Annotated in this window: 13 protein-coding genes; 5 read left to right on the top strand and 8 right to left on the bottom strand. The window is 50.7% G+C overall.

Annotated features, from left to right (window positions below; translation table 11 throughout):
- Positions 1 to 287 precede the first annotated feature (287 nt).
- On the bottom strand, positions 288 to 833 hold the full coding sequence (gene syd, locus CJP72_RS12370) for a SecY-interacting protein (protein ID WP_162381505.1): 546 nt from the start codon (positions 831 to 833) through the stop codon (positions 288 to 290).
- Between the two features lie 68 nt (positions 834 to 901).
- Between syd and queF the strand changes: the two genes are divergently transcribed.
- From queF to xni, 5 genes are all read left to right on the top strand, one after another.
- On the top strand, positions 902 to 1,750 hold the full coding sequence (queF, locus tag CJP72_RS12365; protein WP_162381503.1) for an NADPH-dependent 7-cyano-7-deazaguanine reductase QueF: 849 nt from the start codon (positions 902 to 904) through the stop codon (positions 1,748 to 1,750).
- 113 nt (positions 1,751 to 1,863) lie between these two features.
- Positions 1,864 to 3,228 carry a nucleotide 5'-monophosphate nucleosidase PpnN gene (gene ppnN / locus CJP72_RS12360; RefSeq protein WP_162381501.1) on the top strand — a complete coding sequence of 455 codons (1,365 nt, stop codon included), beginning with the start codon at positions 1,864 to 1,866 and terminating at the stop codon, positions 3,226 to 3,228.
- Positions 3,229 to 3,765: 537 nt separating this feature from the next.
- Positions 3,766 to 5,055, top strand: coding sequence for an HAAAP family serine/threonine permease (locus CJP72_RS12355; protein WP_162381499.1), 1,290 nt, complete (start codon positions 3,766 to 3,768; stop codon positions 5,053 to 5,055).
- A gap of 59 nt (positions 5,056 to 5,114) precedes the next feature.
- Positions 5,115 to 6,482, top strand: coding sequence for an L-serine ammonia-lyase II (gene sdaB / locus CJP72_RS12350; protein WP_162381497.1), 1,368 nt, complete (start codon positions 5,115 to 5,117; stop codon positions 6,480 to 6,482).
- Between the two features lie 111 nt (positions 6,483 to 6,593).
- Positions 6,594 to 7,349: a flap endonuclease Xni gene (xni, locus tag CJP72_RS12345; RefSeq protein ID WP_162381495.1), complete on the top strand. Its 756-nt coding sequence runs from the start codon at positions 6,594 to 6,596 to the stop codon at positions 7,347 to 7,349.
- Positions 7,350 to 7,453: 104 nt separating this feature from the next.
- Here the strand turns inward: xni and fucO are convergent, their stop codons facing one another.
- The 7 genes from fucO to CJP72_RS12310 form a co-directional block, all read right to left on the bottom strand.
- Complete coding sequence (fucO, locus tag CJP72_RS12340; RefSeq protein ID WP_162381507.1) at positions 7,454 to 8,602, bottom strand: lactaldehyde reductase; 1,149 nt, start codon at positions 8,600 to 8,602, stop codon at positions 7,454 to 7,456.
- Positions 8,603 to 8,629: 27 nt separating this feature from the next.
- On the bottom strand, positions 8,630 to 9,277 hold the full coding sequence (gene fucA / locus CJP72_RS12335) for an L-fuculose-phosphate aldolase (protein WP_162381494.1): 648 nt from the start codon (positions 9,275 to 9,277) through the stop codon (positions 8,630 to 8,632).
- A 146-nt stretch (positions 9,278 to 9,423) separates the two neighbouring features.
- Positions 9,424 to 10,422, bottom strand: coding sequence for a LacI family DNA-binding transcriptional regulator (locus CJP72_RS12330; protein ID WP_162381492.1), 999 nt, complete (start codon positions 10,420 to 10,422; stop codon positions 9,424 to 9,426).
- 64 nt (positions 10,423 to 10,486) lie between these two features.
- A complete protein-coding gene (locus tag CJP72_RS12325; protein WP_162381491.1) occupies positions 10,487 to 12,067 on the bottom strand; it encodes an FGGY-family carbohydrate kinase in 1,581 nt (526 codons plus the stop codon).
- Positions 12,068 to 12,123: 56 nt separating this feature from the next.
- The gene (locus CJP72_RS12320) at positions 12,124 to 13,074 is read right to left on the bottom strand and encodes an ABC transporter substrate-binding protein (RefSeq protein WP_162381489.1); all 951 of its coding nucleotides are present in this window, start codon (positions 13,072 to 13,074) and stop codon (positions 12,124 to 12,126) included.
- Between the two features lie 73 nt (positions 13,075 to 13,147).
- Entirely contained in the window at positions 13,148 to 14,131 is a 984-nt protein-coding gene (locus tag CJP72_RS12315) for an ABC transporter permease (protein WP_162381487.1), read from the bottom strand.
- Between the two features lie 3 nt (positions 14,132 to 14,134).
- On the bottom strand, positions 14,135 to 15,634 hold the full coding sequence (locus CJP72_RS12310; protein WP_162381485.1) for a sugar ABC transporter ATP-binding protein: 1,500 nt from the start codon (positions 15,632 to 15,634) through the stop codon (positions 14,135 to 14,137).
- Positions 15,635 to 15,711: the final 77 nt, after the last annotated feature.

The raw sequence follows: 15,711 nt of genomic DNA, 5'->3' as shown, positions 1-15,711 counted from the left end.
AACCGGGGTTTCATCAGCACTGCATTTACTCATTGTAGATTTCCTCTGTATTCGCACCTTAGGGACTCCTTGTCGACAGACATAGAATCGCCTGTTTCGTCATGTCTTACAAGGCACTTACAGACAATACCTTAAGGATATTTTCATTTGAAAGTAAGCATAAAATTGATAACAAATTGATTATTATCGATTTAATGCATTCTTATTGGGTTAAGTCTTTACTTATATCCTGGCGATCTCTTACAGGGTTTGTAAGAGATCTCTCACAAAGAAAGGGGCAACGGGGATTACAAAAGTGGCTTAAGCTGAGTGAGAAATTCCGCAAGGGAGGGAGCAAGTACACTGCGATTTCGCGTGCCCAGCGTCTCTTTGCATACTTCTCCAGACAGATTGCACACCGAAATGACCTCGAGTTCATTTTCCAGGGTAGCAATAAAAAGCGTCGGCGATAGCTTCAGACGTTTCTGTGTTACCAGATGACCAATCAGGTTTTCCTGAACTCGTCTGAAATCATCTACGCTCCAGGTTTGCAGCAGCGTCAATGTCTCGTTGGCAAACTGCGCGTGCATATCCCCGGCAAACTGGGTGGTGTAAAATGAATGAATTGCTGGTTGTATCACAATATCAAAAGCGCGTTCAACGGCGTTTACATTCGCCTCTCCTTCAAAAGGTTGCGGCTGCCAGTACACTGCCTCACCGGTCGAAGAAATAACACAGGGTGAAGGAACGCCGTAGAGTTCTTCGCTCAGCGGCCAACTGTCGTTTTTTTCATGCCAGGCATCACAATAGCGTGTTGTAAAGGCCTTCAGGGCCTGTGCTGTCTGTTCGTCCACCGATTTCTCTCTTAACAAAAGCCAGGATACACTTGACGCATAGTGTATCTGGTTTATGACGGTGAAACATGTCTTCTTATGAAAACCATCAGGCGCTGGACGGCCTGACTCTCGGTAAATCAACAGATTACCGGGATATTTACGACGCAAGTTTATTGCAGGGCGTCCCACGTAGCCTGAATCGCGATCCGCTGGATTTAAAAGCAGATAATCTGCCTTTTCACGGCGCGGATATCTGGACGTTGTATGAACTGTCATGGCTGAATGCGAAAGGACTGCCGCAAGTTGCCGTGGGTCATGTCGAGCTGGATTACACCAGCCTCAATTTGATTGAATCAAAAAGCTTTAAGCTCTACCTGAACAGCTTTAACCAGACACGCTTTGATAGCTGGGAGGATGTCCGCCGAACGCTGGAAAACGATCTGCGCGCCTGCGCCCAGGGCGATGTCAGCGTTGCGCTGTACCGGCTTGATGAACTGGAAGGGTTACCCATCGCCCATTTCCACGGTAGCTGCATCGACGATCAGGATATCGCTATTGATAACTATCAGTTCAGCACCGACTATCTGGAAAATGCCGCCAGCGGCGAGAAAGTGGTGGAAGAGACGCTGATCAGTCACCTGTTAAAATCTAACTGCCTGATCACTCACCAGCCAGACTGGGGTTCCATACAAATTCAGTATCGCGGCCGAAAAATCGATCGTGAGAAACTACTGCGTTATCTGGTCTCTTTCCGCCATCACAATGAGTTCCACGAACAGTGTGTGGAGCGGATTTTTAATGACATTTTGCGCTTCTGCCAGCCGGAGAAACTGAGTGTCTACGCGCGCTACACACGACGCGGCGGCCTGGATATTAACCCCTGGCGTACAAACACCGATTTCGTGCCGGCAACCGGAAGATTGGTTCGTCAGTAATCTTTTTTCTCAATTTTGCGCGCCGGATTCCGCGCGCAAGGTTGTGAAAGATCATAAGCCAGCGCTATTGTAATCAGTAGGGAATGACGTGTTGCGTCCCATAAGGAGTTTACTTGATTACACATATTAGCCCGCTTGGCTCAATGGACATGTTGTCGCAGCTGGAAGTCGATATGCTTAAACGCACCGCCAGCAGCGACCTTTATCAATTGTTTCGTAACTGTTCTCTTGCAGTGCTGAACTCCGGAAGTTTGACCGACAACAGCAAAGAGCTGCTGTCTCGTTTTGAAAATTTCGACATCAACGTGCTCCGTCGCGAACGTGGCGTAAAGTTGGAATTAATTAATCCACCTGAAGACGCTTTTGTTGACGGCCGTATTATCCGTGCTCTGCAGGCCAACCTGTTTGCCGTGTTGCGCGACATTCTTTTTGTTAACGGCCAAATTCATAACGCAGGTCGTTTTCAACATCTGAAACTCGACAGTTCCGTTAATATCACCAATCTCGTGTTCTCCATTCTGCGTAACGCCCGTGCGCTGCACGTTGGTGAAGCGCCGAATATGGTGGTCTGCTGGGGCGGTCACTCCATTAACGAAAATGAATACCTGTATGCGCGCCGCGTTGGCACCCAGTTGGGTCTGCGTGAGCTGAACATCTGCACCGGCTGTGGACCCGGTGCGATGGAAGCCCCGATGAAAGGCGCCGCCGTCGGTCACGCGCAGCAGCGCTATAAAGACAGTCGTTTTATCGGTATGACCGAGCCGTCCATCATTGCCGCGGAACCGCCTAACCCGCTGGTCAATGAATTGGTCATCATGCCCGATATTGAAAAACGGCTGGAGGCGTTTGTTCGTATCGCGCACGGTATCATCATCTTCCCGGGCGGCGTCGGCACGGCGGAAGAGTTGTTGTATCTGCTGGGTATACTGATGAACCCGGCGAATAAAGATCAGGTTCTGCCGCTGATCCTTACCGGACCCAAAGAGAGTGCGGACTACTTCCGTGTGCTTGATGAGTTTATTGTGCATACGCTGGGCGAAGAAGCGCGACGTCATTATCGCATCATCATTGATGACGCGGCGGAAGTGGCGCGACTGATGAAAAAAGCGATGCCGCTGGTCAAAGAGAACCGTCGTGATACCGGTGACGCCTACAGTTTCAACTGGTCCATCCGTATCGCACCGGATCTACAACTGCCGTTCGAACCCTCGCATGACAACATGTCGAACCTGAAACTGTATCCCGACCAACCGGTTGAGATCCTGGCGGCAGACCTGCGCCGCGCCTTCTCTGGAATCGTTGCGGGTAACGTTAAAGAAGTCGGCATTCGCGCCATTGAGGAATTTGGCCCGTATAAAATCCACGGCGACCACGAGATGATGCGCCGTATGGATGACCTGCTCCAGGGCTTTGTCGCGCAACACCGAATGAAGTTGCCTGGCTCCGCCTATATCCCCTGCTACGAAATTTGCAGGTAATTTTCATGCCCGGCAGCGCCAGTTGCCGGGCCTCACTCTTCGCCTGAAAAGCCAGATTTTTTAGTGATACCAGTCACATAGCAAATCCCCCATTCGTTAATTTCGCTTACCTTTTCACTAAAAGCCCGAAAAACGCAAACGTTTACCTTGCAAATGAAACCGCGATTTATCGCAAAAAAACATCATTCGTCGCGAGAACCCACCAAAATCAGTACAATTTATAGCCAAAAACGGATATCTCACGACCGGTCTTTTCTGGACATATCTCGTTAATGGACGATTTCACGACCATAAATCCGTCTTGATGATTTTTTGACAGATTAATGGTCTAAATTTATCCACACAAAAGGTGGATTATTGCATTTGAGATCGCGATCACTGATACATTCATAACTTAAATGTATCTTTCCGCCCTCAAATTATTACGGCGAAAAATTATATAAAAATCGTCGCTTAACAAATTTCATTTTACGGTCAGGCTTCTTTTTTATTGGTTAAAACCAAAACCTGACATTTAAATTCCTCCAGGAGAAATAGATGGAAACCACCCAAACCAGCACTATCACTACGGGCCAGACCCGTAGCGGATGGCGCAAGACGGACACCATGTGGATGCTGGGTCTGTACGGCACAGCAATCGGCGCAGGCGTTCTGTTCCTGCCTATTAACGCCGGCGTTGGCGGTATGATCCCGTTGATCATCATGGCGATCCTCGCCTTCCCGATGACCTTCTTTGCCCACCGCGGCCTGACCCGCTTCGTACTGTCCGGTAAAAACCCGGGTGAAGACATCACGGAAGTGGTTGAAGAACACTTCGGCGTTGGCGCAGGTAAACTGATTACCCTGCTCTACTTCTTCGCTATCTACCCGATTCTGTTGGTCTACAGCGTTGCTATCACCAACACCGTTGAAAGCTTCATGACGCACCAGTTACAGATGTCTGCGCCGCCGCGTGCGATTCTGTCGCTGATCCTGATCGTCGGTATGATGACCATCGTTCGTTTTGGCGAGCAGATGATCGTGAAGGCGATGAGTATTCTGGTATTCCCGTTCGTTGCAGCCCTGATGTTGCTGGCAATTTACCTGATCCCTCAGTGGAGCGGCGCAGCGCTGGAAACACTTTCCTTTGATTCCGCTGCTACAACCGGTAAAGGTCTGTGGATGACCCTGTGGCTGGCAATTCCGGTGATGGTTTTCTCCTTTAACCACTCCCCGATCATCTCCTCCTTCGCAGTCGCGAAACGTGAAGAGTACGGTCAGGAAGCTGAGAAGAAGTGCTCCAAAATCCTGGCGTGCGCACACATTATGATGGTGCTGACGGTCATGTTCTTCGTCTTCAGTTGCGTACTGAGCCTGACCCCAGCAGACCTGGCTGCCGCGAAAGCGCAGAACATCTCGATTCTGTCTTACCTGGCAAACCACTTTAACGTATCGTTTATCGAATGGATGGCGCCGATCATTGCGATGATTGCCATCACCAAATCCTTCCTTGGCCACTACCTGGGCGCACGTGAAGGTTTTAACGGGATGGTTATCAAGTCACTGCGTGGTAAAGGTAAATCCATCGAAATCAACAAACTGAACAAAATCACTGCGCTGTTCATGCTGGTTACCACCTGGATCGTGGCAACCCTGAACCCAAGCATCCTGGGCATGATTGAAACCCTGGGCGGCCCCATCATCGCGATGATTCTGTTCCTGATGCCGATGTATGCAATCCAGAAAGTCCCCGCAATGCGTAAGTACAGCGGCCACATCAGCAACGTATTCGTTGTCGTGATGGGTCTGATTGCTATCTCTGCAATTTTCTACTCTCTGTTCAGCTAAGTTCTTAAGCGCCGCTTGCGGGCGGCGCCTGTTTTCGACACAACTGCAATGGATGCCTTATGATTAGTGTATTCGATATCTTCAAAATCGGCATTGGCCCTTCCAGTTCACACACTGTCGGACCAATGAAAGCGGGCAAACAATTCACGGATGACCTGGTTGCACGCAACTTACTCACTGATGTCACCCGCGTGGTGGTGGATGTTTACGGCTCGCTGTCATTGACGGGGAGAGGCCATCACACTGACATCGCCATTATTATGGGCCTGGCGGGAAATCTGCCGGACACCGTCGACATCGATTCCATTCCCTCCTTCATTCAGGATGTGAATACTCACGGGCGCTTGATGCTGGCAAATGGTCAACATGAAGTCGAATTCCCGGTAGACAAGTGCATGAATTTTCATGCCGACAACCTGTCTCTCCATGAGAACGGGATGCGTATTACGGCGCTGGCGGGCGAAAAAGCCATTTATAGCCAGACCTACTATTCCATCGGCGGTGGTTTCATCGTTGATGAAGACCATTTTGGTTTGCCAAACAGCGCACCGGTTAACGTACCGTACCCGTATAAATCCGCCGCCGACCTGCAGAAACACTGTCAGAGAACGGGATTGTCTCTTTCCGGTCTGATGATGCAAAACGAACTGGCGCTGCATAGCAAAGAAGAGCTAGAACAGCACTTTGCCAGTGTCTGGGAAGTGATGCGCGGCGGTATTGAGCGCGGTATCACCACCGAAGGCGTACTGCCGGGCAAACTGCGTGTTCCGCGTCGTGCGGCGGCACTACGCCGTATGCTGGTCAGCAGCGATAAAACCACCACCGACCCGATGGCGGTCGTTGACTGGATCAATATGTTCGCACTGGCCGTTAACGAAGAAAACGCCGCGGGTGGGCGCGTGGTTACAGCACCCACCAACGGTGCCTGTGGTATTGTCCCGGCTGTGCTGGCGTACTACGACAAGTTTATTCGCGAAGTAAATGCTAACTCACTGGCTCGCTTCATGCTGGTCGCCAGCGCGATTGGTTCTCTGTACAAGATGAACGCCTCTATTTCCGGTGCGGAAGTGGGTTGTCAGGGTGAAGTCGGCGTAGCGTGTTCCATGGCAGCTGCGGGTTTGGCCGAGTTACTGGGCGGCAGCCCGGCTCAGGTGTGTATTGCCGCAGAAATCGGCATGGAACACAACCTCGGTCTGACCTGCGATCCGGTTGCCGGTCAGGTACAGGTTCCTTGTATCGAGCGTAACGCGATCGCCTCTGTGAAAGCGGTCAATGCCGCGCGTATGGCGCTACGTCGTACCAGTGAGCCGCGCGTATGCCTCGACAAAGTTATCGAGACCATGTACGAAACCGGTAAAGACATGAACGCCAAATACCGCGAAACCTCTCGTGGTGGTCTGGCCATGAAGATTGTCACCTGCGATTAATCTCCCCAAAGGGCTTCGTTTTGCGAAGCCCTTTCCCATTTTCACCGCTGTGAATAGCCTGACTTTGCCGTGAATGTTACCCTTAGCGCATGATCTATCAGGGAGAACACCGTGGCCGTCCATCTGCTCATCGTCGATGCACTTAATTTGATTCGCCGGATTCATGCCGTTCAGGGTTCTCCCTGCGTCGAAACCTGTCAGCGCGCGCTCGATCAATTAATCATGCACAGCCAGCCAACACACGCTGTTGCCGTGTTTGATGACGAAGCACGCAACGATAGCTGGCGCCACCAGCGACTCCCGGATTACAAAGCAGGCCGACCGCCAATGCCTGACGACCTGCATCGCGAAATGCCCGCTTTACGCGCCGCCTTTGAACAGCATGGCGTGCTCTGTTGGGTCTCTGGCGGGAATGAAGCCGATGATTTGGCCGCCACCCTGGCGGTAAAGGTCACGCAGGCCGGACACCAGGCCACCATCGTCTCGACCGACAAAGGCTACTGTCAGCTACTTTCTCCCACATTGCGTATTCGTGACTATTTCCAAAAACGTTGGCTGGATGCCCCTTTTATTGAAAAAGAGTTTGGTGTGCTACCTCAGCAGCTACCCGATTACTGGGGACTGGCGGGGATCAGCAGTTCGAAAGTGCCCGGCGTCGCCGGGATAGGCCCGAAAAGCGCCACTCAACTGTTGATTCAGTTTCAGACATTGGAAGGGATCTACACGCATTTAGACGACGTGCCGGAAAAGTGGCGGAAAAAACTTGCAGCGCATAAAGAGATGGCGTTTTTATGCCGTGACATTGCCCGCCTGCAAACAGATTTACATCTCGACGGAAATTTACAGCAGCTGCGACTGGCGCGGTAACAGAGCGGCCGGATGGCGGTGCAAACACCGTATCCGGCCAACAAAATGGCTGACACTGTAAGCCGGATGGCGCAGCGCCACCCGGCGATTTTTACCCCGCCTCATTACCAGGCAGTGTGATACAGCTCCACGATATCGGAAAGGCTCGCCTCCCGTGGATTACCGCCGGTGCAAACATCGTCAAACGCAGCCTGTGCCAGCGCCGGAATATCCTCTTTAAGCACACCGACGTCGCGCAGATGCAACGGGATACCGACATCGCGGTTGAGAGCGAAGACGGCATCAACCGCCGCATTGCGTGCCTCTTCCAGGCTCAGACGTTCTACGTTAACACCCATAACTCTGGCAATATCACGGAATTTTTCGCCGGTAAATTCCGCGTTATAGCGCATGATATGGGGGAGCAGAATCGCATTGGCGACGCCATGAGGCGTGTTATAAAACGCGCCGAGCGGATGCGCCATCCCGTGTACCAGTCCCAAACCCACATTGGAAAAACCCATGCCGGCAACATACTGCCCCAGCGCCATGGCCTCTCCCGCCTCACGATCTCCGGCAACAGAACCCCGCAGCGCACCAGCAATAATTTCAATCGCTTTAATATGCAGCGCATCGGTCAGAGCCCAGGCAGCACGCGTAATATACCCCTCAATAGCGTGCGTCAGCGCATCCACGCCGGTTGCCGCTTTGAGCGCGGCAGGCATACCGTCCATCATGTCAGCATCAATAAACGCGACCTGAGGAATATCATGCGGATCCACACAGACAAACTTGCGCCGCTTTTCTTCATCGGTGATCACGTAGTTAATGGTGACTTCGGCCGCAGTACCCGCCGTGGTAGGGATCGCCATAATCGGCACGCTCGGGCGACCTGTCGGTGACAGTCCTTCCAGGCTGCGCACGTCGGCAAACTCCGGGTTATTGCTGATAATCCCAATGGCCTTGCAGGTATCCTGTGGAGACCCCCCGCCGACTGCGATGAGATAATCCGCCCCGCTTTGCTGGAATACGCTCAGCCCCTCTTTGACGACACTGATAGTTGGATTGGGGATCACACCGGAGTAGATCTCCCAGGCCAACCCGGCCGCATCCATTTTGTCGGTGACTTTCGCGACCACGCCGCACTGTACGAGCGTTTCATCAGTCACAATCAGTGCCTTACGGTAACCACGTCGCGTCACCTCGCCGGTTAACGCCTCTACCGCCCCACGGCCAAACCATGCCGTTTCATTCAGAATCATTCTGTTCGCCATCATCCGTCTCCTTTTCGCCTTGCGAAATTACTCTTCAATACGTAACCCGTAGGTTTTAAATTTCTCCAGTACTACGGCGATCTCTTCATCATCCAACACCGGTACGGGATCGGTAATCGCCAGCGTACTGAGGTAAAGCTGCGCCAGCACTTCCACTTCATGTGCCAGCCACAGGGCTTTTTCCAGATTAATTTCACAGGCGATGAGTCCATGATGTTGTAACAGCGTGGCTTTGCGATCTTTCAATGCCGTTACGACGAATTCAGACAGGGCCTGCGTTCCAAATGTGGCATACGGCGCACAAGGAATAGAGTTTCCGCCTGCGGCGGCAATCATGTAGTGGATCGCCGGAATAGGACGGTTGAGGATCGAGACCGCTGTACAATGAATGGCGTGATTATGTACCACGGCATTTGCATCAGGCCGTGTCTGATAAGCCGCAAGATGAAAACGCCATTCGCTGGAGGGTAACTGCCCTTCGTCATATTTCCCATTGTTATCAACATACACGATCATATTTTCAGTGAGTCGCTCATAAGGAATTCCGCTAGGCGTAATTAACATACCTTGTTCATAGCGGGCGCTCACATTACCTGCGGTGCCTTGATTTAAACCAAGACGTGTCATTTCAAGACAGGTTTCAATTATTTCACGAGATAAACGAGATCTTTCCATCTTTATTCTCCGGGTACAATCCCCCTCATCTTTATCGCGAAAAGACACAACCGCAAACAAAGACGGGTCAGGTTTCAGGTAAGGGCAGCCACTGAATACTTTTATTCAGATTCATATGGCTGTTTTATTTGTATTACTGTTGCGTATTATTGTTGTCGTGCACGCTTAATAAGTTTCATTTCAACTTTTACCGTCTCTTTAATAGGACGTTCCTCGATAGCACTCAACATCATATCGAATGCTTTTTCTGCCCAGGCATTTTCATCCTGTTGCATTGACCATACATTATTGGACAGAAACCCCAGCATCGGGTGTTCATCGAATGTGCCAATGTTAATCTCAGGTGGAACGACACCGAAACGATCGCGAATAGCTCTGACAGCCCCCTCCAGCACCGGCAACGATGAGGCGATAAACGCCTGCGGGCAGCCCCATTCACTGATCAACCGCTCCATAATCAAATAGCCGCCTTCAGGTGTATTAACGGGGCCTTCGCGAACCCATTCCCGATGGTAAATACCGTTTTTTTCCAATGCGTTAAGATAACCAGTAATACGGTCGCTAATACTGGGTAACCCGGCATCGCCCACCAAAAGCCATACTGGAGATTGACCCGCTTCCAGTATGCTTTGCGTCAATTTTTCACCGCCAGAGATATTGTGACTTTCGACCAGGGCGTTATCCGTATACTTAAAATCACGGTCAAGTAACACCATTGGTTTTCTGACCTGGCGTAAATGATGCTGTTGATTCTCTAATGTTGAAGGCACAATAAAAAGTCCGTCAACATTTCTGGCAATTAACGCTTTTGTTAATTTATTTTCGTAATCAACATCATCATAAGTACAACTGATCGTTAATTGATAACCCGAACGACGACAGCGCTGTTCAAGCTTTTCAGCAAGCGTCGCAAAAAAGACGTTAGAAATATTGGGTACGATCAAACCCAACGTGTCCGTCTTATTAAGCTTCAGACTCCGGGCCGAATGATTAATCACATAACCATATCGTTCTACATACTCATTGATGCGCGTTTGTGTTTTGACGCTGATCCTATACTGTTCAGCTTTTCCATTTAGCACCAGTCTTACGGTTGTCACCGATAAATCCAGATCGCTGGCTATCTGTTCTACTGTTTTAGCCATTTATGTGCCCCAGTACACTTCCAAACACCTATGCCCAATCATAAAAGTATTTTAAACATTTGTCTTATTGCATCAGTCGGTTCAGTAACTGCTGCTGCTCCCAGAGCGCGAGGTATGCCTGATACTTGCGTTCAAAAAAGTCCTGCCTTGCGGGGTTTGCCTTAATCACCTCGCCTGCCGCTACCATCTCCAGGCATGCGGATGAAAAATCTGGCCAACTACCGCTTGCCACAGCCCCGGTGATCGCCGCCCCCAGCGTGACCGCGTCCTCCTCTTGCATAAGATGAATGTCACAGCCCGTGGCATCCGCATATTCACGCAGCCACAGCGGATTGTGCGTTGCGCCGCCGCATAATGTCAGCCGGGAAATGGTATGCCCGCTTTCGCGCATAGCATCCATGATATGTCGCGTCCCACAAGCGATAGCCTGTAGCGTGGCCAGGTATAAGCGCGCCACCTGAGCTTCTCCTCTCTCCAGCGTCAGGCCGCAAACGCTCCCTCGGGCATCCGGGCGCGCACGTGGCGAACGGTTACCATGATGATCGGCCAGCACATGCAGATAGCGAGTCGGCTCATGCTCTTTCTCTTCCAGCGCAGTCACCCATTCATTAACCAATTCAACCGGATGGCATCCCCGCTGTTCAGCCTTGCTAAACAGTTCCGCACTGGCTCCGGATTCCTGTAGCGTCCAGTCAACCAACGCTCCCGCGGCGCTTTGCCCTCCTTCCGTCAGCCAGTAGCCCGGTAGCATCGCCGACCAATAAGGCCCCCACACACCCGCCGTGTGTATCTCCTGCTCACTGCATAACATGTGACAGTTTGACGTTCCGCTGATCAGCGCCAGCGTCCCCGCAGGTTGTGCCCCCGCAAGTGCAACGCCGCCAGCATGGGCATCAATCATTCCGCTGGCCACCACAACGTCTGTCGTCAGCCCTAATGCCTGTGCGGCGTCAGGACTCAGCGTTCCTGCAGCAGCGCCAGGCGGGAGGATCTGCTCAGGGATTTTTCGGAGTAAGTCATTCAACCCGACAGCGTCCAGCAGGGAATCGCTAAAACGTTGTTCGTGCGCTAAGTAGTTCCATTTACAGGTCAGTGTGCACAGCCCGGCAACATCATTGCCAGTGGCTTTCCACACCAGAAAATCAGCCAGATCGAAGAAGCGATGGGCCTGCTTCCAGGTTTCTGGAAGATGATTTTTCAACCAGAGCACCTTGGGCAGTTCCATTTCAACGCTAACTTCGCCGCCAACATAACGCAGTGCAGGATCCTGGGTGGCATTAATGCGTTCAGCTTGTGCTGTTGCGCGGTGATCCATCCACATAATAATGTCGTGATCGGAGACGCCTTCAGGCGAGACTGCCAGCCCTTTTCCCTGCGCATCCAGCGCAACCAGAGAGCAGGTAGCATCGAATCCTAACGAGCGAATCGCGGTGGCAGGAATGCCAGCACTGGCCACCGCCCCTTTGACAACCAGGCAAACCTGCTGCCAGATTTCAGCAGAAGATTGCTCCACCCGTTCCCCACCCGGTCGAAATTGAGAAATAGGGAGTGTTGCAAAAGACAGTCGCGTTCCGCTGGCATCAAAGACCCCCGCCCTTACGCTTGCCGAACCGACATCTACACCGAGGAAATATCCACTACGCATAATGACTCCCTGACGCTGGCTTAAAAAAGGGGGGCAAAAAGGTTGCCCCCACGGATTTATTTCTTACCAAATGGGTGTAATAACTTCTCAATTTCCGGTGTATTAATGTTCTGCGCATTAACGAATTTCACCGGAATATCGATCTCTTTCGGTACGGTTTGACCAGACAGCGAAGCATTCAGCGTTTTGATCCCCTGATAGCCAATCTGGAAAGCATCCTGTACGACGAAGCCCTGAATGACGCCTGAGTTCAGGAAATTAATGATGGCCTCAGTGCTGTCAAAACCAATGACTTTGACTTTGCCTTTCAGGTTTTGACTATCAATTGCGTTCGCAACGCCCAGCGTTGATCCTTCATTGGTGCCGTAGATCCCCGCCAGATCCGGGTTCGCCTGGATCATATCAATGGTTTTATCCATCGCCTTTTGCGGATCGCCATCACTGTACTGAACCGGCAGCACCTTGATATCAGGGTATTTTTCCTTCATGCGAGCGACAAATCCTTCCGAACGCTCAATCGCCGAAGAGGTGCCAGCCACGTGAGCAATAATGCCGACTTTGCCTTTATTATTAACTTGTGCGGCCAGCGCATCGGCGGCTTGAGCACCCGCTTTACGGTTGTTTGTCGCCACAAAACTGACCGGAATATCGGAATTGACGCCAGAATCAAACGTCACCACCTTGATCCCGCGAGAATTGGCGGTTTCCACGAGTGGAGCAAGCGCATTGGCGTCTAACGCTGCCAGCAGCAATCCGTTCGGTTTTTGCGCCATGACGTTTTCAACCAGCTGGATTTGCTCAGCAATCTGGGTTTCATCCGCAGGACCAACATAGCTGGTTTTATCCCCCAGCTCTTTAGCCGCCGCTTCTGTCCCCATTTTTACGGTTTGCCAGAATTCATGCTGGAAACCTTTACTGACGACAGGAAGATTCAAATCTTTAGCCAACGCGCTGGATGTCATGCAAGCCAGCAGAGATAACGCATAGACAAAATGCCTGGTTTTCATTGTGGTACTCCGTTTTAAGTGAGTCACCCTTAACGTCAGGGTCATTGTTCCCCGTGAATTCCGGGAGCGTAAATCAACGAATCTTTTTGCGTAATGTGTCGAGATAGACGGCAGCGACCACCACGATACCCATCGCTACCATTTGCCAGAACTGTGAAACTCCCATCAGATTCAGGCCGTTTTTCAGCACACTCATAATGAATGCGCCAATAATCGTGCCGCCAATGGTGCCAATTCCGCCCATCAGGCTGGTGCCACCAATGACGACTGCCGCAATGGCTTCCAGCTCATAACCCACACCGACCGTCGGCTGTCCTGAGTTCAGACGCGATGCCAGGATGACCCCCGCGATCCCTGTCAGCAGACCACAGAAGGCGTAGACGAAAACTTTGACACGCTGGACTTTGATCCCGGAAAGGTGAGCCGCCACTTCATTACTACCAACAGCGTAAACATAGCGACCAATAACGGTTTTCTTCAGAATGTAGCTGGCCACCAGCGCCACGATGACGAGGTAAAACACGGGATAGGGAAGTACATCGAATAACCGTCCCTGCGCCAGCATTTTGAATGACGGGTAGTCAGCAAAATAAATCGCGCGACCATCGGTCATGACCATATTGATCCCTCTGATAGACATCATCAGACCCAACGTCGCAATAAAAGGAGGGATGGTTGCTTTCGTCACCAGCAGCGCATTGGCATAACCGCACAGTCCGCCCGCCAATACCCCCGCCAGAATGCAGACAGGCAACGGCATACCAAAACTGGCGCAAATCCCGACAGCGACGCCGGAAAAAGCCACCACCGATCCCAGAGAAAGATCGATCCCGGCAGTAATAATCACAAAGGTGACGCCAATGGCCATAATCCCGATAACCGACGTTTGCAAAGCAATTGTCATAATGTTTTCGGTGTTAAAGAAAAAAGGTGAACTGAAACTGAAAAACACCACTAAAATAATCAGACTAAAGAGTGGCGCAAGGCGCATTAAAAGTTCTTTATTAATTTTAATCTTCTTATTATTGCTGTCTGAAGAGGTTACAGAGATAGTCATAATTTAATCCTCTAACGTCGCATATTGCATGATTTTTTCTTGTGTGGCGTCATCAGAAGTTAACTCTCCGGTAATACGTCCATTACGCATCACTAAAATGCGATCGCACATACCCAGTACTTCCGGTAATTCAGAGGAAATCATAATAATTGATTTCCCTTTTGCCACAAGGCGATTCATTAATTCATAAATTTCCAGTTTGGCACCGACATCAATACCTCGGGTAGGCTCATCAAAAATGAGAATATCGGTATCCTTACACACCCAACGAGCAATAATTATTTTCTGCTGATTGCCACCACTTAAATTTAAGGCCGCTTGTTCCAGGTGCGGAGTTTTAATCCTTAGCGCGCTGACCTGCTCCTGGCTTGTGGTCTGACAGCGTTTGCTGTCCACATTGCCATAGCGATCGGAATATTCAGGGTAATTTCCCAGCATGATATTGCGTTCAACGGATAAGCCTAATGCCAGACCTTCTTTTTTACGGTCTTCTGTTAAATAGCTAATCCCCTGTTTGATCGCATCCGGGATATCTTTAATCACCGTCACTTTACCGTTGAGTTTGAGGGTTCCGGCATCAATCGGGTCTGCGCCAAAAATGGCTCTGGCCAGTTCCGTACGCCCGGCGCCCATCAGACCGGCAAATCCTAAAATCTCACCACGATAAAGCGTAAAATCGATATTGTTCAGGACGCCTTTTCGCGTCAAGCCGCTGACTTCCAGGACAGGCGTCGGGTGAGGCTGCGCTTCACGACGCGGATAGATGTTCCCCAGATCGCGTCCAACCATCATCGCAATCAGGTCACTGATATTGACCGCATCATAGTCGACGGTATCAATGTACTGCCCATCACGCATCACCGTGGCGCGATCGGCAATCAACGCCAGCTCCTCCAGTCGATGCGAAATGTAGACAATTCCCGTCCCCTGTGATTTAAGCAAGCGCGTCACCTGAAATAAACTTTCTATTTCAGTTTCCGTCAGGGCAGCCGTTGGTTCATCCATAATAAGGATTTTGGCATTTACCGAAATCGCTTTCGCAATTTCAACCATTTGCTGTTGTGCAACAGTCAGGTCGGCAACCAGAGTATCCGGTGAAATATTCAGGTTCAATTTTTGCAAAATTTCCGTCGCAGCCTGCCGCTGTTGTTTTTCGTCCAGCCGCCAGCGATTATTTTTGCAAAACTCCCTGCCAATAAATATATTTTCTTCAACTGTTAATTCGGGGAAGAGATTAAATTCCTGGTGAATAATCGTAATTCCAGCCTGCTGCGCACTTAGCGGGCTTGAAAATGAAACGGGCTGATCTTCAAAAACAATATCACCTTCATCAGGCTGGTAAACACCTGATAAGATTTTCATCAGAGTGGATTTTCCCGCACCATTCTCACCTAATAGCGCATGAACTTCGCCTCTGCGTAAACTAAAATCCACATTACTCAACGCCAATACGCCAGGGAATCGTTTAGTAATATGACTCATTTGTAAAAATGTTTCGGACATTGCTGCTTTCCTCAATCATCAGAAATGGCAGTCAGTGAATCAGGCGCAGAACATGCCAGGGAACCCTCGTCACCGTT

The sequence above is a fragment of the Citrobacter sp. NCU1 genome, assembly GCF_010231475.1.
In the GTDB taxonomy this organism is placed as follows: domain Bacteria; phylum Pseudomonadota; class Gammaproteobacteria; order Enterobacterales; family Enterobacteriaceae; genus Citrobacter_D.
Note: the sequence above shows the minus strand (reverse complement) of the source record. Positions and strands in the feature narration are given on the sequence as shown.

Bases quoted from the DNA above. Each gene is read 5' to 3' on its own strand.
- queF (WP_162381503.1), top strand. From the start codon at position 902: ATGTCTTCTTATGAAAACCATCAGGCGCTGGACGGCCTGACTCTCGGT.
- CJP72_RS12355 (WP_162381499.1), top strand. From the start codon at position 3,766: ATGGAAACCACCCAAACCAGCACTATCACTACGGGCCAGACCCGTAGC.
- sdaB (WP_162381497.1), top strand. From the start codon at position 5,115: ATGATTAGTGTATTCGATATCTTCAAAATCGGCATTGGCCCTTCCAGT.
- fucO (WP_162381507.1), bottom strand. From the start codon at position 8,602: ATGGCGAACAGAATGATTCTGAATGAAACGGCATGGTTTGGCCGTGGG.
- fucA (WP_162381494.1), bottom strand. From the start codon at position 9,277: ATGGAAAGATCTCGTTTATCTCGTGAAATAATTGAAACCTGTCTTGAA.
- CJP72_RS12330 (WP_162381492.1), bottom strand. From the start codon at position 10,422: ATGGCTAAAACAGTAGAACAGATAGCCAGCGATCTGGATTTATCGGTG.
- CJP72_RS12325 (WP_162381491.1), bottom strand. From the start codon at position 12,067: ATGCGTAGTGGATATTTCCTCGGTGTAGATGTCGGTTCGGCAAGCGTA.
- CJP72_RS12320 (WP_162381489.1), bottom strand. From the start codon at position 13,074: ATGAAAACCAGGCATTTTGTCTATGCGTTATCTCTGCTGGCTTGCATG.
- CJP72_RS12315 (WP_162381487.1), bottom strand. From the start codon at position 14,131: ATGACTATCTCTGTAACCTCTTCAGACAGCAATAATAAGAAGATTAAA.
- CJP72_RS12310 (WP_162381485.1), bottom strand. From the start codon at position 15,634: ATGTCCGAAACATTTTTACAAATGAGTCATATTACTAAACGATTCCCT.